Origin of the sequence: Streptomyces sp. NPDC049887, from assembly GCF_040656535.1 — a bacterium.
Taxonomy (GTDB): Bacteria; Actinomycetota; Actinomycetes; order Streptomycetales; family Streptomycetaceae; genus Streptomyces.
This window is the reverse complement of the sequence record NZ_JBFAMM010000007.1, coordinates 15153-34637: the sequence shown is the minus strand read 5'-3', so window position 1 is coordinate 34637 and position 19485 is coordinate 15153. Positions and strand designations below refer to the sequence as shown.

Annotated in this window: 21 protein-coding genes; 11 read left to right on the top strand and 10 right to left on the bottom strand. The window is 71.9% G+C overall.

Features of this window, described 5'->3' with window-relative positions:
* Nucleotides 1–309: 309 nt before the first annotated feature.
* Nucleotides 310–1272 (bottom strand): hypothetical protein, encoded by a 963-nt coding sequence (locus AB0J10_RS10855; RefSeq protein WP_363060041.1) that lies wholly within the window; start codon nucleotides 1270–1272, stop codon nucleotides 310–312.
* 382 nt (nucleotides 1273–1654) lie between these two features.
* Nucleotides 1655–2332 (bottom strand): hypothetical protein, encoded by a 678-nt coding sequence (locus AB0J10_RS10850; protein WP_363060039.1) that lies wholly within the window; start codon nucleotides 2330–2332, stop codon nucleotides 1655–1657.
* Nucleotides 2333–2481: 149 nt separating this feature from the next.
* Here AB0J10_RS10850 and AB0J10_RS10845 point away from each other — a divergent pair, with 149 nt between their 5' ends.
* Nucleotides 2482–4140: an FG-GAP-like repeat-containing protein gene (locus tag AB0J10_RS10845; RefSeq protein WP_363060037.1), complete on the top strand. Its 1659-nt coding sequence runs from the start codon at nucleotides 2482–2484 to the stop codon at nucleotides 4138–4140.
* Between the two features lie 16 nt (nucleotides 4141–4156).
* On the opposite strand, the gene AB0J10_RS10840 is transcribed toward AB0J10_RS10845, so the two are convergent.
* The 3 genes from AB0J10_RS10840 to AB0J10_RS10830 all read right to left on the bottom strand — a co-directional run bounded on the left by AB0J10_RS10840 (nucleotide 4157) and on the right by AB0J10_RS10830 (nucleotide 7186).
* A complete protein-coding gene (locus AB0J10_RS10840) occupies nucleotides 4157–4675 on the bottom strand; it encodes a hypothetical protein (RefSeq protein WP_363060035.1) in 519 nt (172 codons plus the stop codon).
* A gap of 110 nt (nucleotides 4676–4785) precedes the next feature.
* Nucleotides 4786–5490 (bottom strand): DUF4328 domain-containing protein, encoded by a 705-nt coding sequence (locus AB0J10_RS10835; protein ID WP_363060033.1) that lies wholly within the window; start codon nucleotides 5488–5490, stop codon nucleotides 4786–4788.
* Between the two features lie 103 nt (nucleotides 5491–5593).
* Complete coding sequence (locus AB0J10_RS10830; protein WP_363060501.1) at nucleotides 5594–7186, bottom strand: glycoside hydrolase family 20 protein; 1593 nt, start codon at nucleotides 7184–7186, stop codon at nucleotides 5594–5596.
* Between the two features lie 197 nt (nucleotides 7187–7383).
* On the opposite strand from AB0J10_RS10830, the gene AB0J10_RS10825 reads away from it, so the two are divergent.
* From AB0J10_RS10825 to AB0J10_RS10800, 6 genes are all read left to right on the top strand, one after another.
* A complete protein-coding gene (locus AB0J10_RS10825) occupies nucleotides 7384–8037 on the top strand; it encodes a 2-oxo-4-hydroxy-4-carboxy-5-ureidoimidazoline decarboxylase (RefSeq protein WP_363060499.1) in 654 nt (217 codons plus the stop codon).
* 154 nt (nucleotides 8038–8191) lie between these two features.
* Nucleotides 8192–8572 carry a succinate dehydrogenase, cytochrome b556 subunit gene (gene sdhC, locus AB0J10_RS10820; RefSeq protein ID WP_026165064.1) on the top strand — a complete coding sequence of 127 codons (381 nt, stop codon included), beginning with the start codon at nucleotides 8192–8194 and terminating at the stop codon, nucleotides 8570–8572.
* An 8-nt stretch (nucleotides 8573–8580) separates the two neighbouring features.
* Nucleotides 8581–9054, top strand: coding sequence for a succinate dehydrogenase hydrophobic membrane anchor subunit (locus AB0J10_RS10815; RefSeq protein WP_138053551.1), 474 nt, complete (start codon nucleotides 8581–8583; stop codon nucleotides 9052–9054).
* A 22-nt stretch (nucleotides 9055–9076) separates the two neighbouring features.
* Complete coding sequence (gene sdhA / locus AB0J10_RS10810) at nucleotides 9077–10831, top strand: succinate dehydrogenase flavoprotein subunit (RefSeq protein WP_363060031.1); 1755 nt, start codon at nucleotides 9077–9079, stop codon at nucleotides 10829–10831.
* The gene (locus AB0J10_RS10805; protein WP_363060030.1) at nucleotides 10831–11595 is read left to right on the top strand and encodes a succinate dehydrogenase iron-sulfur subunit; all 765 of its coding nucleotides are present in this window, start codon (nucleotides 10831–10833) and stop codon (nucleotides 11593–11595) included. The genes sdhA and AB0J10_RS10805 overlap by 1 nt, the downstream gene beginning before the upstream one ends.
* Nucleotides 11596–11725: 130 nt before the next feature.
* A complete protein-coding gene (locus AB0J10_RS10800) occupies nucleotides 11726–12193 on the top strand; it encodes a hypothetical protein (RefSeq protein ID WP_363060028.1) in 468 nt (155 codons plus the stop codon).
* A gap of 57 nt (nucleotides 12194–12250) precedes the next feature.
* Here the strand turns inward: AB0J10_RS10800 and AB0J10_RS10795 are convergent, their stop codons facing one another.
* Complete coding sequence (locus tag AB0J10_RS10795) at nucleotides 12251–13075, bottom strand: alpha/beta hydrolase (protein ID WP_363060026.1); 825 nt, start codon at nucleotides 13073–13075, stop codon at nucleotides 12251–12253.
* A 133-nt stretch (nucleotides 13076–13208) separates the two neighbouring features.
* On the opposite strand from AB0J10_RS10795, the gene AB0J10_RS10790 reads away from it, so the two are divergent.
* From AB0J10_RS10790 to AB0J10_RS10780, 3 genes are read left to right on the top strand one after another with little or no spacing between them, the layout of a single operon-like run.
* Nucleotides 13209–13643 carry a hypothetical protein gene (locus tag AB0J10_RS10790; RefSeq protein WP_363060024.1) on the top strand — a complete coding sequence of 145 codons (435 nt, stop codon included), beginning with the start codon at nucleotides 13209–13211 and terminating at the stop codon, nucleotides 13641–13643.
* 7 nt (nucleotides 13644–13650) lie between these two features.
* A complete protein-coding gene (locus AB0J10_RS10785; RefSeq protein ID WP_363060022.1) occupies nucleotides 13651–14049 on the top strand; it encodes a DCC1-like thiol-disulfide oxidoreductase family protein in 399 nt (132 codons plus the stop codon).
* An 11-nt stretch (nucleotides 14050–14060) separates the two neighbouring features.
* A complete protein-coding gene (locus AB0J10_RS10780) occupies nucleotides 14061–14903 on the top strand; it encodes a TetR family transcriptional regulator (protein ID WP_363060020.1) in 843 nt (280 codons plus the stop codon).
* Between the two features lie 85 nt (nucleotides 14904–14988).
* On the opposite strand, the gene AB0J10_RS10775 is transcribed toward AB0J10_RS10780, so the two are convergent.
* Both AB0J10_RS10775 and AB0J10_RS10770 read right to left on the bottom strand, forming a co-directional pair.
* On the bottom strand, nucleotides 14989–16437 hold the full coding sequence (locus tag AB0J10_RS10775; protein ID WP_363060018.1) for a metallophosphoesterase: 1449 nt from the start codon (nucleotides 16435–16437) through the stop codon (nucleotides 14989–14991).
* 12 nt (nucleotides 16438–16449) lie between these two features.
* Nucleotides 16450–16695 (bottom strand): SCO4848 family membrane protein, encoded by a 246-nt coding sequence (locus tag AB0J10_RS10770; RefSeq protein WP_269728788.1) that lies wholly within the window; start codon nucleotides 16693–16695, stop codon nucleotides 16450–16452.
* A gap of 190 nt (nucleotides 16696–16885) precedes the next feature.
* On the opposite strand from AB0J10_RS10770, the gene AB0J10_RS10765 reads away from it, so the two are divergent.
* Nucleotides 16886–18145 carry a D-alanyl-D-alanine carboxypeptidase gene (locus AB0J10_RS10765; RefSeq protein ID WP_363060016.1) on the top strand — a complete coding sequence of 420 codons (1260 nt, stop codon included), beginning with the start codon at nucleotides 16886–16888 and terminating at the stop codon, nucleotides 18143–18145.
* Here AB0J10_RS10765 and AB0J10_RS10760 read toward each other — a convergent pair.
* Complete coding sequence (locus AB0J10_RS10760; RefSeq protein WP_363060014.1) at nucleotides 18093–19013, bottom strand: YihY/virulence factor BrkB family protein; 921 nt, start codon at nucleotides 19011–19013, stop codon at nucleotides 18093–18095. The genes AB0J10_RS10765 and AB0J10_RS10760 overlap by 53 nt on opposite strands.
* Nucleotides 19001–19414 carry a GtrA family protein gene (locus AB0J10_RS10755; RefSeq protein ID WP_363060497.1) on the bottom strand — a complete coding sequence of 138 codons (414 nt, stop codon included), beginning with the start codon at nucleotides 19412–19414 and terminating at the stop codon, nucleotides 19001–19003. The genes AB0J10_RS10760 and AB0J10_RS10755 overlap by 13 nt, the downstream gene beginning before the upstream one ends.
* Nucleotides 19415–19485 lie beyond the last annotated feature (71 nt).

Below are 19485 nucleotides of genomic sequence, written 5' to 3'. Positions count from 1 at the left end.
TCCGGCGGACGACGGCCGGGGCCTCTCCTGTGGGGGGTGGCGGCCCCGGTCGTCCTTTCGCCCCTCCCCCGGACGACGAGTCCGGTCGGCCCAGGGCCGACTGAGCACGCCACCTTTCGGCTGCTGCGGCCGTGCAGCAACAGGTAGAGCCGGTGCACGGACTCCTCCGGGCCGCCCACCTCGAAGCGGTTGACTGGGCAGAAACTCTGCCTCCTCCTCGCGCCGGACTCGAGATCCGCCCTGATCATCGTTCCCAGATCGTGCAGAACTACCGCACTCGAATCAGCCCCGGGCAGGGGCCGGAGCGGATCAGAACAGCGAGTCGTCCCCCCGCAGTCGGCGGCGCAGGAACGAGGCGAAGGTCTGGTCGCGCAGATGCGTCAGGGACGTGCCGTCGGGCTCGACGTACGCGACGCGCCACTCCCCCGGATCACCGCCGAGCGCGAGCCACCCGAACGCCCGCCCCTCCGACTCGCCCCACTGCAGGAACACCGGGTCCTCGGTCAACCAGCCGACCCGGTCGACGGGGAACACCTGCATCCCGGCGATCACCCCGCCCGGGAACTCCCGCATCACCGCCAGATACTCCTCCGGGTACGCGAGCGAGGACTCCCGGGCGAGCTCCAGCGCCCGAGTGACGCGCTCCTTCGCGTACTCCCGGACACCGGGGACGCCGAGCGCCCGCAGTCTGGTGACGAGCTCCTCCACCGCCCGGAAGTCCGGGTTCGCCATCGCCATGGCTGTCGCGCGCATGTCGTCCGCGACCTTCCAGAACGAACCCGACTCGTACTCCTCGAAACTCTCGAACGCGGGCGTGCCCTCCTCGCGCGCCATCAGCGCCCGTGCGAGGAACTCGGGGACGGAGAAGGGAAGGTCCAGCCAGAGCTGGAAGTCCTTGTCCGCCAGGACCGTCGTCCAGTCCGCGGTGTCCGGCGCGGAGGCGTCCCAGAGCAGCACCCCGTCGCGCGCGGTCCGGCCCCAGGGCACGAGGCCCCCGGGCTCCGGGTGGAGCGACGCCGGGAGCGCCTGCTCGCGGGAGGTCAGAGCCTCGCGCATGTCTCCGAGGCGCAGCTCCGCCTCCGCCGCAAAGTCCTTCACCGAGCGCACCGGGACGTCGGCGCGGTTCAGGATCACGGACCCCGCCACCACGCCCGCGGGCACCGCCCGCAGCAGCAGCTCGAAGTCCCCGGGCACGACCTGCCCGGACGCCTGTCCCTCGGCGGACGTCGGAACTGTGAGCCCGAGAAGTCGGACGACGTCGTGAAGATTCACCTGTACCTCTCTGAACAGCGTCGGCGGTGGGGCGGGCGGGCCCTACGGCCGCCTGCCCCACCGCCTCCGCCGCGCCGGATCAGCCGTGGGCCCCGGACGCTACCAGCCGGGAGAATGAACCCGACGAGCCCGAAACGTGCATGTGCACACCGATCGGCTACGCGTGTCCTGGCAAGTGCTGCCGATCGCCGCGGCCGTACTGCTCGCCCACGGCGGGCTCGTCTCGGCCACGGCGTGCTCGACACGAAGGAGCGCCCGAAGCCCCGAGCCGTCCCGACGGCGATGTGACGTACGAGGTCACGGGGACGGGCACGGCCGCCTAACGTCAGCGGCCGGGGCCCCCGATGAGAAAGGGGTCCGGCCGCTCGCCTTCCGGTCCGCGTCAGTCCCGCGTGGCCCCGTGCCACCGCCAGGACTCCAGGCGTTTGCGGCCCGGCAGTTCCCCGCGACCCGTCGCCCAGAGGAGGGTGGCCCAGCGGTCCGTGTCCGTCGGGGCGTACGGGAAGAGGCGGGCGAGGACTCGCGCGCAGAGGCCCGCCGGCGGGGACCAGCCGAGGCCGAGGCCCTGGGCCACGTCATGGGTGTGGACGAGGGTCTCGACCACACCCATGGCGGCGAAGCCCTCGGCGTCGGCCGTCCCGAAGGTGTGGTACGCCCTGGCCTCCGCGGGGGTCGTGCGGACCATCGCCGTGAGCATCCCGCCACAGGCGTCGAGCATGAGGAGCAGGCCCCGGGGGCCGGCGGCCCGGTCGGCGAAGGTGACGTTCGCCGGTCCGCCGTCCCGGCGCGCCATCCAGTCGAACGGGACGTGGCCGTCCAGCGGCGGGGACTCGGGGCCCAGTTGGGCGGCGTAGGCGAAGAGGTCGTCGGTGAGATGTTCGACGGTCTCCCAGCAGGTCCACTCCAGGGCGCCGGCCCTGACGTCCCAGTCGGCGCCGAGCCCGGCCCGCAGGGTGGCGAGCGCCAGTCTGACGGCGTGCTGCACGTCGTCGGCGGTGACGGGGGTCCTCGTCGGTTCCTCTGATGCGTCCGGCACACCTGACGCGCGATCAACGGCCATGACCGGACCGTACCAATGCCCGGAGAACGGGAGTTCGTGGCGATCATTTTCGGACAGCCCGTCAATCACCCTTTCTTTCCGGGCGTCACCGTCACGGGCGTAGCGTCATTGCACACCATATGCCCGCCGCTTCCTTATGCTCCGGCCCCATGAGATGCCGTCCTGTGGCCTTCACCGCCGCGTGCACCGCCGTCGTGTGCCTCACCGTGCTCACGGCCGCCGCGCCCCCCTCGGCTCCCCTCTCCCCCTCCGTCCCCGCCGTCCCGTCCCCCGCTTCCCCGGCGCACGGTCCGGGCACGCCCGGCTCGGGCGAGGTCCACAGCGTGCCTGTACCGGGCACGGACCCGGCGAGGCGTGAGCTCCCCGCGCGTGCCACCGAACCGTTCAGCCTGGTCGGCGTCACATGGGACGACCCGGACGCGGAGCTGGGCGGCACCGTCGAGGTCCGCACCCGGGACAGCCGTACCGGCGCCTGGTCGGACTGGAAGATGCTCGACATCGACCAGCGGACGCCCGAGACCGGCCCGGGACAGGCCTCCGCGGGGCTGCGGGCGGGCAGCCGGCCGCTGTGGACCGGGCCGTCGGACGGGGTGCAACTGCGGGCCGAGGGGGTGTCGCTGCCCCGTGGGCTGCGGGTGGAACTCGTGGACCCGCAGGGAGGCGCCCCGGCCCCGCCGTCCGCCCGTGCAGAGGTGCCGGCCGGCGCTCCGGCGATGACCACGCGGGCCGGATGGGGCGCGGACGAGTCCAAGGTCGGTGGGCCGCCCACCTACAACTCCACGACCAAGGCGGTGTTCGTCCACCACACCGCGGGGTCGAACACGTACCAGTGCGCCGACTCGCCCGCGATCGTCCGGGCCATCTTCACCTACCACGTGGAGGGCCAGGGCTGGAACGACATCGGCTACCACTTCCTGGTCGACAAGTGCGGCAGGATCTTCGAGGGCCGGGCCGGCGGCATCGACCGGCCGGTCCAGGGCGCCCACACGTACGGCTTCAACGTCGACACGAGCAGCGTGTCCGTGATCGGCGACTACAGCACGGCCACGACCACGCCCGCGATCCGCGACGCCGTCATGAGGATCGCCTCCTGGAAGCTCGGCCTCTACGGGCTGGCCCTCAACGGGACCACGACGCTCACGGCGTCCGTGGACAACGGCAAGTTCCGGCGGGGGCAGCGCGTCACGCTCCCGCGGCTGCCGGGACACCGCGACGGGTACCCGACCGAGTGCCCCGGCGGTCATCTGTACGCCGATCTGCCCGCCATCCGCGCGGCAGCCGCGGCACGGGGCGAGGGGCCGGACGCCTTGGGAGTGCCCTGGCCTCAGGACCCCGGTTCCGAGGCGGCGGCCGCCGTACCGGACGGCGCCGAGGAGCAGGATTCCGTCGGCGGCGACTTCGACGGGGACGGGGACCGGGATCTGGCCGTCGCCTACCGCACACCGGAGGGTGGCACCCCGCTCGTCGTGCTGAGCAACCCCGAGCGCGGACGCCGTACCGCCTCGACGACCGTGCTGATGGGCGCCGGCGGGACCGCCCTCGCCTCGGGCGACACCAACGGCGACGGGTACGACGACCTGGCCGTGTCGACCGGGCGCGGGATCGTGACGTACCACGGGTCGCCCACCGGCCTGAGCACCGCCGGCGCGCCCTCCCTCGCGGTGGGTGCGTACGCCGGGTCGCTGACCGCGCAGGACCTGGACGACGACGGCTACGCGGATCTGCTCGCCGGTCCCGATGTGATCGCCACCGGTGGCCCGCTGGGGCTCACCGTCCCCGGGAACGAGCCGGCCGCGCCCACCGGGTGACGCGCCGCGGGAAGGCTCAGCCCTGGGCCCTCGCCCGCCGGGACAGGGCGGCGCGCAGCACACGTCGACCCTCCGTCGAGAGGTCCAGGGCGCGGCGGAGGGCGGCGCCGTCCGGACTGCCGGCGAGGATCTCGAGGATCTGGATCTGACGGCGCTCCTCGCCGGCGACGAGCGGGCCTCCGTGGCCGCCGGACGGGTCGAGTTCCCGGTGCAGTTCGAGCGCGAGGGCGGAGCAGGCCGCCGCCCACTCGCCGAGCGGTCCGGTGGCCCACTCCGACGGGGCGGCGGCGATCATCCTCCGCACCGGCGCCCATGCCTCGCTCGACGCGTCGTCGACGGGCGTCTCGTCGAGCGCCGCCCTCGCAGCGGCCAGCTGCCCGGCCCAGCCCTCCTCGCCCTCGGAGATGCCCGCCCACAGGGGCCGCAGCACGTCGGGCTCCTCGTCGAGCAGGGGCTGGCAGCGGTCCAGACACGCGAGACCGCTCGCGGCCAGGCTCCGCTCGTCCGCTTCCGCGATCAGTTGCACCAGGCCCATGGACGTCTCCCCGACTGTGCGTTCGCAGTACGTCACTTACAGCGCCGAGTGGCCGAAAATCGTCACTTGGGCGGCCGAAGAACCACCCGGTGTTTCCGATTCGACCGGGTTCAGGCCGACGGCGCGGTCCGGCCCGCGAGGGCCTTGGCGTGCTGCATCGAGGTGATCCTGCGGACGAAGAGGACTGCGAGCACCGCGGCGACGATATCGATCCCGGCGCCGGCCAGCACCAGCGCCGCCGCGTCGTGGATCGCCTCGGCGTCCTCGGCCCTGTCGTAGGTCCTGCTCGCGTACCGGTCGAAGACCAGCGAGCAGACCCAGGCGCCCCACCAGGCGTTGAGGAGGCCCCGACCCTCCGCCCCGCCGCCGTAGGGGTCGGGGCGGCTCGCCCGCAGTACGTCGGCGGCGATACCCCGCGGGATCCACATGTTGGCGATGGGGATGAACCAGGCGCCGATCGCCCAGCCCGGGGTCCTGCGCTGAGTGCCGGGCGCGAAGACCTCGGCGTTCTGCCGGACGCGGTGGAACCAGACGATGAAGAGCGTGCCGGCCGCCACCACGGCGGCGACGTACAACCCGCTCGATCCGGCCATCGCGTAGTCGGCGCGGTTCGCCGCGTCCGCGTCGAAGTCGGCCGTGCCGGATTTGACGCCGCTCAGGAACGACCGCATGTTGGGCGAGGCCGCGACGATCAGCAGGTCGACGAGGACGACGACGCCGAGCAGCGCGGTGACGGCGTACGAGAGCCCGATGGGTGAGCGGAGTGCACGGCCGGGCGCGGACACCGCGGGTACGGGTACGGGCGCATGCGTCATGAGAAGTTCCCCCCACGGGACACGGAGACAAGAGCGCGCCCCTCCCCAGGGCAGCGCGGCGCACAACCGTACGCGAACGGCCGGCCTCCGCCGGACCCTGACCTCAGCCGAGCCTGTCCGCCAGCGCGTTGAACTGCGTCCACGTGAGCGCGGGCCGCCCCGGGGTCCACAGCTTCTGGGACACCGCGCGCAGTGGCATGCGGATGCCCGCAGCCACCTGGTCCTGGGTCTGCGCCTGTGCCCGGTCGCCCCAGATCGCGAGGCGCCCGCCGAGGATCTGGTCCGAGTAGCGCTCGGGGACGGGAGCCGTGCCCCGCAGCACGAGCGGCGTCCACTCCTCGTAGATGCGCCGGCCCGTCGGGTACGTGAACTCGTTGGGCTCACCGAGCACGTAGTAGAGGTACTCGTCGTTGAGGTTGACGACCTTGCGGCCCTCGGCCAGGTACTCGGCCGGCGGCCTGGCCCCGATCTCCTTGCCCGTCCAGTACTCGACCTCGATGCCCTTGTCCGGCGAGACCGCACCGCCGCGGAAGAAGCCGTCGTTCCACGCCTTGGGCTGCTTCTGCCCGGCACGTACCACCGCGGCCCGGTCGTTCAGCCAGCCCGTCGCCAGGTCCTGCACCGTGGCGTCCGGCCCGTACTTCCGCTCGGCCGCCCGGGCCAGCTGCGGGTACGACGCCTGCGGGTCGCTCACGGTGAGCGCCTGGTACTCGTCGGCGCCGACGTGGAACCAGCGGCCGGGGAAGAGCCGGGCGTACTCGCGCAGCAGGTCGTCGACGATCCGCGCGGACTCCGGATCGGAGATGTCGATGGCTCCCTGCCTGGGCACTCCCCGGACGTCGCGCAGCTGGAGCCCGGGGTGCGCCCGCATGACCGCGCCCAGGTGCCCGGGCGAGTCGATCTCCGGCACGACGGTGATGTGCAGGCTCCGCGCGAGGGCGAGGATCCTGCGCACCTCGGCCTTGCCGAGGTGCTCCCGGGAGACGACCTCGGGGTGGGTGTCGGAGGCGATCCGGAAGCCCTGGTCGTCGGAGAAGTGCAGGCCGAGCACATTGAGCTTGAGGTCGGCCATCTCACGCAGCCGGGCCTCGATCCAGTCCGCGGTGAAGTGCTTGCGCGCGATGTCGACGTTCAGACCGCGCTGCGGCCGGTCGGGCCGATCGCGGACGACCCCCTCGGGCATCGTGCCGCCGGACCGGACGGCCTGCTTCAGGGTGCGGGTGCCGTAGAAGACGCCGGCCTCGTCCGGCCCCGTGATGCGGACGCGGTCGTCGCGCGCGGTGAGCGTGTACGACTCGGGCGCGCCCCCGCCGGCGGAGTCGAGCGACAGTTCGATGTCGCCGGCGTTCACGGGCCCGCTGCTGCGGAAGCCGGTCTTCAGCTCCCCGGCCAGCAGCCGACCCTCGTCCGCCAGCTCCTCGCTCCCCTTGGCGACCACGACGGCGCTGCCCGTCGCCGCGCGCCAGCCCGGTCCGCGGGCCGCCTCGTGCTCGCGCACGGCGGGGATCGTGCGGGGGGCGGTCGAGAGCGGGTACGTCTTCGTCGGGGAGGGGGTCGGAGTGGCCTCCGCCCGCGGCGTCCCCTGGGCCCGCTCGGCGCCCGCGGAGCCGCCGGCGCCGCAGGAGACGACCGTGGACAGCGCCGCGGCGGCCGCGACGGCCGGGGCCGCGCGCCGCACTCTCCGGGAGTGCCACATCACGAAAAAACCTCCTCCTCCTGAAGAAGTATGACGAACAAAGCCTAATCGGGTGTTTCACCCCGCCGTCGTCTACGGTGCGCACCGAAACTCTCCCGTCCGGGTGAAATTCACGTATCTATCGGACACCTTCTGGCGCGCCTCGATAGCGTTGCAGCTCAACCACCCCACGCTTCCCAGTCGCACCGGAGCCCACGCTGTCCAGCGAATCGCACACCGGCCTCCCGCAGCGACCGCCCACGCTCCCCCCGGCGGTACGGATCCCCGCCCCCGCCGGTCCCGCCGCCCCCGCACCCGTCCCCGGGCCGCGCCCGGCCGCCGGGGCGCACCTGCCCGGCCTGGAGCGCTTCAACACCGCCCCGGCGGCCGCCACCACCGCGGCCCTCCTCAGCTGCTGCGGGAGCGACCGCTGGGCCCGGCGCGTCGCCGCCCATCGCCCCTATCCCGACCTCGGCGCCCTGCTCGCCGCCGCCGACGAGGCCAGCTACGACCTCGCCGCCGCCGACCTGGACCAGGCGCTGGCCGCGGAGTCGTCGTCCGGGCTGCACCCCGCCGCCCCGGCGGCCGCGCACACCGCCCTGCGCGCCGCGCACGCCGCGTACGAGGCGAGCTTCGGCCACGCCTTCGTGATCTGCCTGGACGGCTTCCGGACCGACGAGCAGCCGGACCAGGTACTGGCCGGCATCCGCTCGCGACTCGCCAACGATCCGGACGAGGAGCGCGTGGTGGCCGCCGACGAACTGCGCCGCCTCGCCCGGGCCCGACTGGCACATGTGGTCGCCAATCATCCCGGACACCCCGAATCCGGCCACACCGGAGGCCGCCCCGATAGCCCGTCCGTGCCTGTTTGATCACACCAGCGGACCCCGGGCGAGGGATCCGACAAGTCGTCGCTACGATGGCGAGGGCCGGTGGACCGTACCCGGCCGGGCCAGACCGACAGAGCTGTCACCTTGGTAGGACGCTGGCGGCCGGCTCCAATCCCCGCTCCCGGAGGGTTTTTCCGTGCCGGCTGGAACGCTGTACCGCGGCCGGGAAGGTATGTGGTCCTGGGTGGCTCACCGAGTCACCGGCGTCCTCATCTTCTTCTTCCTGTTCGTACACGTGCTGGACACCGCTCTCGTCCGCGTCTCCCCCGAGGCGTACGACGAGGTCGTCGCGACGTACAAGACGCCGATCGTCGCGCTGCTGGAGTACGGCCTGGTGGCCGCCATCCTCTTCCACGCGCTGAACGGCCTTCGCGTCATCGCCGTGGACTTCTGGTCCAAGGGCCCGCGCTACCAGAAGCAGATGCTCTGGACCGTGATGGGCATCTGGGTCGTCCTGATGGCCGGTGCCGTATACCCGGTGCTCGGCCACGCCGCACGTGAACTGTTCGGGAGCTGACGCCAGACATGTCCGCTGAGACCTCCTCCGCGATCGGCGCCGTCGAAGGCGCCTCCTACGGCCCCGACAACCCCGCGCCGTACATCGAGCCCCCGCGCAAGCGGACGGGCCGGACCCCGCGGTCGACCCGCGGCAACTTCGAGATGGCCGCATGGCTCTTCATGCGCCTCTCGGGTGTGGTCCTCGTCGTCCTGGTCATCGGCCACCTGCTGATCCAGCTCGTCCTGGACGGCGGGGTCTCCAAGATCGGCTTCGCCTTCGTCGCGGGCCGCTGGGCGAACCCGTTCTGGCAGGTCTGGGACCTGCTGATGCTGTGGCTGGCGATGCTGCACGGCGCCAACGGTCTGCGTACCGTCATCAACGACTACGCCGAGCGGCCGAACACGCGTCTGTGGCTCAAGGGCCTGCTGTACACCGCCACGGTGTTCACCATCCTTCTGGGCACGCTGGTGATCTTCACCTTCGACCCGAACATCCGCTAGGACGGGGCTGAGGTTCCACACCATGAAGATTCACAAGTACGACACCGTCATCGTCGGCGCCGGCGGCGCCGGCATGCGCGCCGCCATCGAGGCGACGAAGCGCAGCCGTACCGCCGTGCTCACGAAGCTGTACCCGACCCGCTCCCACACGGGTGCCGCGCAGGGCGGCATGGCCGCCGCGCTGGCGAACGTGGAGGAGGACAACTGGGAGTGGCACACCTTCGACACGGTCAAGGGCGGTGACTACCTGGTCGACCAGGACGCCGCCGAGATCCTGGCGAAGGAGGCCATCGACGCCGTCCTCGACCTGGAGAAGATGGGCCTGCCGTTCAACCGGACTCCGCAGGGCACCATCGACCAGCGCCGCTTCGGCGGCCACTCCCGCAACCACGGCGAGGCCCCGGTCCGCCGGTCCTGCTACGCCGCGGACCGCACGGGCCACATGATCCTCCAGACGCTGTACCAGAACTGCGTCAAGGAGGGCGTGGAGTTCTTCAACGAGTTCTACGTCCTCGACCAGCTGATCACCGAGGTCGACGGCGTCAGGAAGTCGGCCGGCGTGGTCGCCTACGAGCTGGCCACCGGCGAGATCCACGTCTTCCAGGCGAAGGCCGTCATCTACGCCTCCGGCGGCACCGGCAAGTTCTTCAAGGTGACCTCCAACGCGCACACGCTCACCGGTGACGGCCAGGCGGCCTGCTACCGGCGCGGCCTGCCGCTGGAGGACATGGAGTTCTTCCAGTTCCACCCGACGGGCATCTGGCGCATGGGGATCCTCCTCACCGAGGGCGCCCGCGGCGAGGGCGGCATCCTCCGCAACAAGGACGGCGAGCGCTTCATGGAGAAGTACGCGCCCGTCATGAAGGACCTCGCCTCCCGCGACGTCGTCTCCCGCTCCATCTACACGGAGATCCGCGAAGGCCGCGGCTGCGGCCCCGAGGGCGACCACGTCTACCTGGACCTGACGCACCTCCCGCCGGAGCAGCTGGACGCCAAGCTCCCGGACATCACCGAGTTCGCGCGTACGTACCTCGGCATCGAGCCCTACACGGACCCGATCCCGATCCAGCCGACCGCGCACTACGCGATGGGCGGCATCCCGACCAACGTCGAGGGTGAGGTCCTGGCGGACAACACCACCGTCGTACCGGGGCTGTACGCCGCGGGTGAGGTCGCCTGCGTGTCGGTGCACGGCGCCAACCGCCTCGGCACCAACTCGCTCCTCGACATCAACGTCTTCGGCAAGCGGGCCGGCATCGCCGCCGCCGACTACTCGGCGAAGGCCGAGTGGGTGGACCTGCCGGAGAACCCGGCCTCTCTCGTGGAGGAGCAGGTCGAGCGCCTGCGCACCTCCACGGGCACCGAGCGGGTCGCCGAGCTGCGCCGCGAGCTGCAGGAGACGATGGACGCCAACGTGATGGTGTTCCGTACGGAACAGACCATCAAGACGGCCGTCGAGAAGATCGCCGAACTGCGCGAGCGCTACAAGAACGTGTCCGTCCAGGACAAGGGCAAGCGGTTCAACACGGATCTGCTGGAGGCCGTCGAGCTGGGCAACCTGCTCGACCTGGCCGAGGTCATGGCCGTCTCCGCCCTGGCCCGCAAGGAGTCCCGCGGCGGTCACTACCGCGAGGACTTCCCGAACCGCGACGACGTCAACTTCATGCGCCACACCATGGCGTACCGCGAGGTCGGCGCCGACGGCACCGAGACCGTGCGTCTCGACTACAAGCCCGTCGTCCAGACCCGCTACCAGCCGATGGAGCGTAAGTACTGATGGCTACCCCGACCATGGACAAGGTGGAGGTGGAGGCGGAGTCCGTCTCCTCCCCGTACATCACGGTCACCTTCCGGATCCGCCGCTTCAACCCGGAGATCTCGGACGCGGCGGTCTGGGAGGACTTCCAGATCGAGATCGACCCGAAGGAGCGCGTGCTCGACGGTCTCCACAAGATCAAGTGGGACGTCGACGGCACGCTGACCTTCCGGCGCTCGTGCGCGCACGGCATCTGCGGCTCCGACGCGATGCGGATCAACGGCAAGAACAGGCTCGCCTGCAAGACGCTGATCAAGGACATCAACCCGGAGAAGCCCATCACGATCGAGGCCATCAAGGGCCTGACGGTCCTCAAGGACCTGGTCGTGGACATGGAGCCGTTCTTCCAGGCGTACCGGGACGTCATGCCGTTCCTGGTCACCAAGGGCAACGAGCCGACGCGCGAGCGGCTGCAGTCGGCCGAGGACCGCGAGCGGTTCGACGACACCACCAAGTGCATCCTGTGCGCCGCGTGCACGTCCTCCTGCCCGGTGTTCTGGAACGACGGGCAGTACTTCGGCCCGGCGGCGATCGTCAACGCGCACCGCTTCATCTTCGACTCGCGTGACGAGGCGGGCGAGCAGCGCCTGGAGATCCTCAACGACAAGGACGGCGTGTGGCGTTGCCGCACGACGTTCAACTGCACGGACGCCTGCCCGCGTGGCATCGAGGTCACGAAGGCGATCCAGGAGGTCAAGCGCGCGCTGATCACCCGCCGCTTCTGAGCGAAGGGTCGGACGCTCCGTCAAGGGCCCGTTTCTGTACGCTCGCCGTACGGGAACGGGCCCTTGCCTGTGCGTTCCCGTCACGCGTGCTTGTGCCGTGCCAGCTTCTGTCATGCGAGAGCGGGGACCGATGAACCAGCCGAACCCCTATCAGGACGGCGGCGACTACCAGTGGGGCCCGGCGGAGCCGCCGGCCGCACCCGGGTTCGGCCACGGCTTCGCCCCGGCGCCGCTCGCGCACCTGGGCGGCCCCGGCGTCCCCTTGCTGGCGGTCGGCGACATCGTCGTCCTCCAGGACTCCATCGTGACCCCGAACGGGACGCTGCCGCTCAAGGGGGCGGTGTGGCACGTGACGGACATGTCCCGCACGGAGGAGCGGATCCCCACCGTCGGGGTCGTGCTCGCGGTCGTCTTCGCGGTCTTCTGCCTCCTCGGGCTGCTCTTCCTGCTCATGAAGGAGCGGCGGACGACGGGCTACATCCAGGTCGGCGTGACCAGCGGCGGCCGCCATCACACGACGCTGATCCCGGCGACCGGCGCGGACACCCTGTACTGGGTCATGGACCGGATCAACCACGCCCGTGCGCTGAGCGCCTGACGCCCTGGCCCGCCGCGCCCCGCCCGGGCAGGACCGGACGGACCGGGCCGCGGGGCGTCAGACGGTGGGCGCCACAGGCACCGCGGCGCCGTCCCCGTGGAGGACGCTGTCGCGCAGGAAGTCCCGGAGCAGCTCCGTCACCTCGGCCGGACGCTCCAGCGCGGGGAGGTGCCCGGCCCAGGGAAGCTCCACGGCGCGCGCTCCCGTGATCAGTTCCGTGAGGCGGGCGGACATGGCCCGGAAGTCGTCGAGGTCGTGACGGCCCGAGACCACGACGGAAGGGGCGGTGATCGCGGACGGGTCGACGGAGGGCTCCTCGTCGTCCACGGGCTCCGCACCGGCCTGCTCCGCCTCGGCGTCCGCCGCGAGCTGGACCTCGAAGGCATGCCGCTGCATGGCCCGTACGCGGCCCCGCACGGTCTCGCCGGCCTCCGGGCCCAGCCAGGTGGCCACGTTGAGCTCCACGGCCGCGTCGAGGTCGCCCGCGTCCAGTAGCTGGTCCTCCTCCTCGTCGAAGGCCAGCAGGCCGGGCCCCGGTTCATGGCCGGGCAGGGCGGCGCAGAGCAGGGCGAGCGCCGTCACCCGCTCCGGTCGCGTCGCCGCGATCTCGACGGCGACCCCGCCTCCGAACGAGGCCCCGACGAAGGCAGCGCGCCCGATCCCGAGCCCGTCCAGAAGAGCGAGGACGTCGTCCGCGTCGCGGTAGGGGCGCAGTGCCTCGGCCGGGGTGTCGCCGAAGCCCCGGAAGTCGGGGCACACGACCCGGTACCCGGCCCGTGCCAGCGCGTTCCGCTGGTCGTCCCACATCCGGCGGTCGCAGACCGAGGAATGCAGGAGCACCACTGCGGGGCCGTCCCCCGCCACGTCGTGAGCAATGGTCATCCGGACGACCCTACGGGACACGGGTGGGCGGCGCCCGTCGTCCTCCCTTGCCCCGAACCGACTTGAACGCGTTCAAGAAGAGGGCTACAGTCCTCGGCAAGACCTTTTGAACGCGTTCAAAGGAGGGTGGGGAATGGACCTCACTGTCGTCGCGTACGTCGTCTACCTGCTGATCAGCGTGGCGCTCACCATCTGGGTGGCCCGTACGCTCAGCCGGAACGGACGGATCTTCCTCTCCGACGTCCTGCACGGGAACGAAAAGCTCGCGGACGCCGTGAACCATCTGCTGGTGGTGGGCTTCTACCTCGTCAACTTCGGCTTCGTCGCCCTCTACCTCAGCCAGGACGACGCCGTGGCCGACGCCCGCAGACTGTTCGAGGCGCTCTCGGTGAAGCTCGGAGTGGTCCTGCTCGTCCTCGGGGTGATGCACCTCGCCAACGTCTACGTGCTCAACAAGATCCGCCGGCGCGGTGTGATGGAGCGCGAGCAGACCCCGCCGGTTCCGCCGCAGGGCTGGACCGGACCGGCCGACAACGGGCCCTTGGCCGCGCCCGCGACGGGTGCGTGAAGAGGCCGTGGGGGTCCCCGTGAAGCGGCTGACCGTCCTGTACGACGCCCGGTGCCCGCTCTGCGTCCACCTGCGCCACTGGCTGCTGCGGCAGCGGCAGCTCGTCCCGCTGGACCTCGTCCCGGCCGCGTCCGCGGAGGCCAGGCGCCGCTTCCCGGCCCTCGACCACGAGAGCACCCTGAGGGAGATCACGGTGATCGGCGACCGGGGTCAGGTCTACCGGGCCGCCTCCGCCTGGATCGTCTGCCTCTGGGCGCTGGCCGAGCACCGGCCCAAGGCGCACTGGCTGAGCACTCCCGCCGGGCGGCCCTTCGCCAAGGTGACGGTCCTCGCCGCGGCCAAGTACCGCGAGATGACCGCCACCTCCTGCGAAGGGCGGTGCGAGGTCCCGGTCCCGCCCGGCTAGGCTCACTCACCGTGAACGACGTGACGGACGAGAAGCAGGACCGGGCCGGAAAGCCCGCGAAGAGCGAGCAGACCCGCACCCTCATCCTCGAGACGGCCCTCCGGCTCTTCCAGGAGCGCGGCTACGACAGGACGACGATGCGGGCCATCGCCCAGGAGGCCGGGGTCTCCGTGGGAAACGCCTACTACTACTTCTCCTCCAAGGAACACCTCGTCCAGGGCTTCTACGACCGGATCGCCGAACAGCACCGGGCGGCCGTCGCGGAGGTCCTGGACGGCGGCGAGAAGGACCTCGCGGCACGTATCCGGGGGGTCCTGCTCGGCTGGCTGGACATCGCCGAGCCGTACCACGAGTTCGCGTCCCAGTTCTTCAAGAACGCGGCCGACCCGGACAGTCCGCTCAGTCCCTTCTCCCCGGAGTCGGAGGGGCCGCGGGAGGCGGCCATCGACGTCCACCGGCAGGTGCTGTCCGGGGCCTCCGTCAAGGTCGACCCCGAACTGGCCGACGCCCTGCCGCGGTTGCTCTGGCTCCAGCAGATGGGGCTCGTCCTGTTCTGGGTGTACGACCGCTCCGAGGGCTGCGCCAACAGCCGCCGGCTCGTCGAGCGGCTCGCGCCGGTCACCGCCAGGGCGGTCTCGCTCTCCCGGTTCCGCATCCTGCGCCCCCTCGTACAGGAAACCCACGAGTTGCTGCGGGACTTCATGCCGACGGCCGCGGGCATGGCCGCGTCGGGCATGCCCGGGCGGAAAACGGACCGGAAGGTCTCCGCCGCGGACGGTGGCGAAGACGGTGGCAAGGGCTCGAAAGTGAGCCGGGGCAGGGGCGGCCGCGGGGAGCGCGGCACCACGGCGTGACCCCGGCCGGGCGGCTGGCGCGGTCCGTACCGGCCGGCGGGGCGTGGTCCTTCTTCCGCCACAGCGGCACGAGTCCCGGTGACCGTCAGGTTTCGCGGGAGGCGAGCTCCACCACGGTGATGTCGGAGGGGGCGCCGACCCTCACCGGAGGTCCCCAGGCCCCGGCCCCGCGCGAGACGTAGAGCTGGGTGTCGCCGTACCGCTCCAGACCCGCCAGGGTCGGATTGGCCAGGTCCGCGATGTAGTTGGCGGGCCAGAGCTGGCCGCCGTGGGTGTGGCCGGAGAGCTGGAGGTCCACTCCGTGGCGCACGGCCTCGTGGATGACGACCGGCTGGTGGGCGAGGAGCACGGCGGCACGGCTGCGGTCGCGGTCGCCCAGCGCCCGTGCGAAGTCCGGGCCCTGGCCCTCGCGTTCCCCCGCCACGTCGTCGACCCCGGCGAGGTCGAAACCGGCGATCTCGACGCGGTCGTTGCGCAGCGGGGTCAGTCCGAGCTCGCGCACGTGGTCGACCCAGGCGTCGGCGCCGGAGAAGTACTCGTGGTTTCCGGTGACGAAGAACGAGCCGTCGCGCGCGCGGAGCCCGGCGAGGGGTTCGGCGGCGCTTCCGAGGTCGGCGACGCTGCCGTCGACCAGGTCCCCGACGACGGCGACGAGATCGGGCTGCGTGGCGTTGATCGCGTCCACGATCCGCAGGGTGTGGGCGCGGCCCAGGACCGGCCCGAGGTGGATGTCGCTCACGACCGCGATCCGGTAGCCGTGCGCGCCCCGCGCGAGCTTCGCGAGCGGCACCGTGACGCGCTTGACGCTCGGCCCGCGCAGAACGCCGTACGTCCCGTGGCCGACGGTGCCCGCGGCCGCGGCGACGGCAGCCCCACCGACGATCCGCGCCACGAACAGCCTGCGCGACACACCGGCCGCGGGCAGATCGGCCTCCGGTGGGCCGGCCGGCGGCGCCTCGGGTGCGCCGGGTGCCGGACGGCCGTCGGTGCGGTCGGTTCCGACCGGCATGTCCTCGGCCGCTGCGGCGACCGCGGTCGCCGTTCCCGGGCCGGCGTCGGGCGGGGCCGGGTCCGCGGCCGTCGCGAGGCCGGACGGCGGGGCGCCCCCGGCCGGACGGCGGGCCGCGCCCGAAGCTGCCGGGTTCGCGGACGCCCCGGCGGGCGGGGGCGTGTCCGTCACCCCGGCCGGCGGGGTCCCGGGTGCGCGGCCCGCCGCACGGCGGGCCAGGGCACGGCGCAGGAGGGGGCGGACGGCCTCGCCCGCGACCAGGGCGAGCGTCAGGTACAGCAGCGCGGCGAGCCAGAGGTAGCCCGGCCACGCGAAGGTCTGCTGAAGCCAGAAGGGCGCGTCCGCCCGGCTGGAGACGAACGCGCCGACGGTGAGCAGCGGCAGCACGATCACGGCCGCCGTGCCCGTACGGCGGGCCGCGCCGGGCCCGGCCGTCGTGTCGCGGATCAGGCGCCGCCAGACGTACCAGTGCACCGTCACCAGCACGGTGACGACGGCAGCGATCACAAGCAGGACGACCAGCACGGCACCGTTCCCCTATTCGCGGTCGCGGCGCAATGCGCGTACGCCACGCAACCCGATGACCCCGACGGCCGTCCCCAGGAGCAGGGACGTGACGGCGAGCAGCAGATGGACCCAGAAGTACGCAGTCGGGTCACCGGCGTCGTCGAAGGCGAGGCCGCTCGCGTCCTGCCACAGGTTCTTGACGAAAGTGACCCAGATGACCCAGCTCCACACCCCGAACGCGAGCAGGAACCAGGAGACGGGGCGACTGAGCTTCATGGACTCAGTATCGCCGCAGTCGCCTGCGCCGGAGCGGCGGGGTCCGGTGCAGGCGGGAGCCGGTTCCCCGCCCGCGGAAACCGGAGCCCTGGCATCCGCATCCGGCCCGGCTGGGCTGTACCGGCGGAGCTCGCGGCGGGTCACCCGGCCGGTGTCGGAGCCGTCGTCGACTCCATGTACGTTCTCGTCCGTGTCTGCCTTGAGGAAAACCGCACTGACAGTCGCCGTCGCCGCGCTGCTGCCCGCGCTCACCGCCGCACCCGCGACCGCCGCCGCCAAGGCCGGCACCCGGGACGAGAAGGCCCCCAACCCGCCGTCGGTGATGTCCACCGTCGGCGGCGCGCAACTCGGCAGGCCCGGCACCCAGGTCAGGCTCGCGGCGGGCGCACCCGTCCTCCCCAAGGAAGTGACGGGCCGGTCCTGGATCGTCGCGGATGCCGAGAGCGGCGAGGTGCTGGCCGCGCACAACGCGCACTGGCGCCTGCCCCCCGCCTCCACGCTGAAGATGCTGTTCGCGGACACGGTGCTGCCCAAGCTGTCCAAGGACCAGAAGCACACGGTCACCCGGGAGGAGCTCGACGGCGTCGGCGTGGGCAGCAGCCTGGTGGGCATCAAGGAGAACCAGACCTACTCCGTCCACGACCTGTGGCTCGGGGTGTTCCTCCGCTCGGGGAACGACGCGGTCCACGTGCTGTCCGAGATGAACGGCGGCATCCCCCGGACCGTGCAGGAGATGCAGGAGCACGCGGAGGAACTGCAGGCCCTCGACACCCGTGTCGTCACGCCGGACGGATACGACGAGAAGGGCCAGGTGTCGAGCGCGTACGACCTGACCCTGATCGCCCGGAGCGGTCTGCAGAAGAAGGACTTCCGGGAGTACTGCGCGACCCCCCGCGCCCAGTTCCCGGGCGAGCAGAAGCCGGGCAAGAAGCGCGAGTCGTTCCAGATCCAGAACACCAACCGGCTGCTGACCGGTGACTTCGGCGTCGCCCCGTACCAGGGCATCGCGGGGGTGAAGAACGGCACCACCACGCTCGCCGGATCCACCTTCACCGGGGTGGCGGAACGCAACGGCAAGGTGCTGCTGGTCACGGTGATGAACCCGTCGTCGAAGGAGGGCCACGCGGTCTACAAGGAGACCGCCCGGCTGCTCGACTGGGGCTTCGCGGCGGCCGGGAAGGTGGAGCCGGTCGGCGAGCTGGTGCCGCCGAGGTCGGCGGACACGGACGCGTCGGGCGAGTCCGGCGAACCGGCGCCGACCGGCGATGAGGGCGGTCAGAACCAGCGCGGCCCGGACGAGGCGTCCGCCGCCGCCCACGGCGAGTCCACCGGTGCGGGCATCGCCGTCTCGGTCGCCATCGTCGCACTGGTGCTGCTCGCGGTCGGCGGGTTCCTGGTCAACCGGCGCTGGCCGCTGCCCGATCTGGCCCGTCGTCTGCCTCGCCGCTGACGGGCTCCGCCGCCCCGGAGCCACTGCCCGTCGCCGTCCAGGCGGCGCAGTAGAGCAGCAGCTTGGCCGTGAAGTTGATCCACAGCAGCAGGGCGACGGGCACACCGAACGCGCCGTACATCGAGTTCGCCGCCACACCGGAGATGTAGCCGCTGAGCAGCAGCTTCAGCAGCTCGAAGCCGATCGCCCCGATCAGCGCCGCCACGATCAGCCGGCGGCGCGGGGGGTGGACTCCGGGCAGCAGTGTCAGGACGTAGAGCAGCATCAGGAAGTCGGCGACGACCGCGACGGCGAGGGCGGCGGTCTGCAGCAGCACGCCTCCCGCCCCGTCGCGGTCGATGCCCATCTGGTCCGCCGTCCAGCCGACGGCGCTGGACCCGAGCGCCGACGCGGCGAACGAGGCCAGCACCACGGCGCCGAGGCCGAGCAGGACCACCGCGTCCTTGCCCTTGCGGACCAGCGGGTTGCCTTCCTCCTTGTCGTCGAGGCCCCAGACGACCCGCAGGCACTCCCGCATCGAGCCGACCCAGCCGATGCCGGTGAGCAGCAGCAGCGCACCGGCGATCAGTCCGACGGTGCCGGCGTTGTCCACCAGCGCGCCGAGGTCCAGCTGGTCCGAGATGCCCGGCACCTGCTCGGTCAGCTTGTCCTGCAGGGACTTCAGCCGCTCCTTGCCCACGAGCGCGGCACCGATCGCGGCGGCGACGGTGATCAGCGGGAACAGCGCGAGGAAGCTGATGAAGGTGATCGCCGCGGCCAGCCGGGTCCAGCGCGCCTCGTCGAGCTTCTCGTACGAGCGCCATGCGTGCGTCCGCATCAGCCGCTGCACGAGCGGTCCGATGACGGGAAGCCGGGTCAGCCAGTCCATGGCCTACGCCTTCCCCCGAACGGCTCCGTTGATCCGAAGACGAGCGTCCGCGTCCCCCAGAAGCGCAGACAGGTCGCGAGGAGCATGCCCACGCCCAGACCTGCCACGGTGTCGGCACGGGCCGAGGTGAGGCCGAGGACGTGGTGGGAGACGGCGAGGCAGAGCAGTTGGACGACGGCGCCGGCCGTGTTGACCCCGAAGAAGGCGGCGAAGTCGCGCCAGGCGACCCGCCGGGCCCGCCCGCGCCCGCCGTAGGTGCCGAGCGCGTTGCCCAGGTAGGCGACGGTGGAGCCGGCGAGGAAGGACAGGGCCTTGGCCGTCAGCGGCTCCCAGCCGAACCGGCCGCGGAGCACCAGGAAGAGCACCAGGTCGACGGCGTAGGCGCAGCATCCGACGAACAGGAACGAGACGAGTTCCCGCCCGTCCGGCCCGCCCTTCCGGGCGCGGGGGCGGGGGAGCGGGTGGAGGAGGT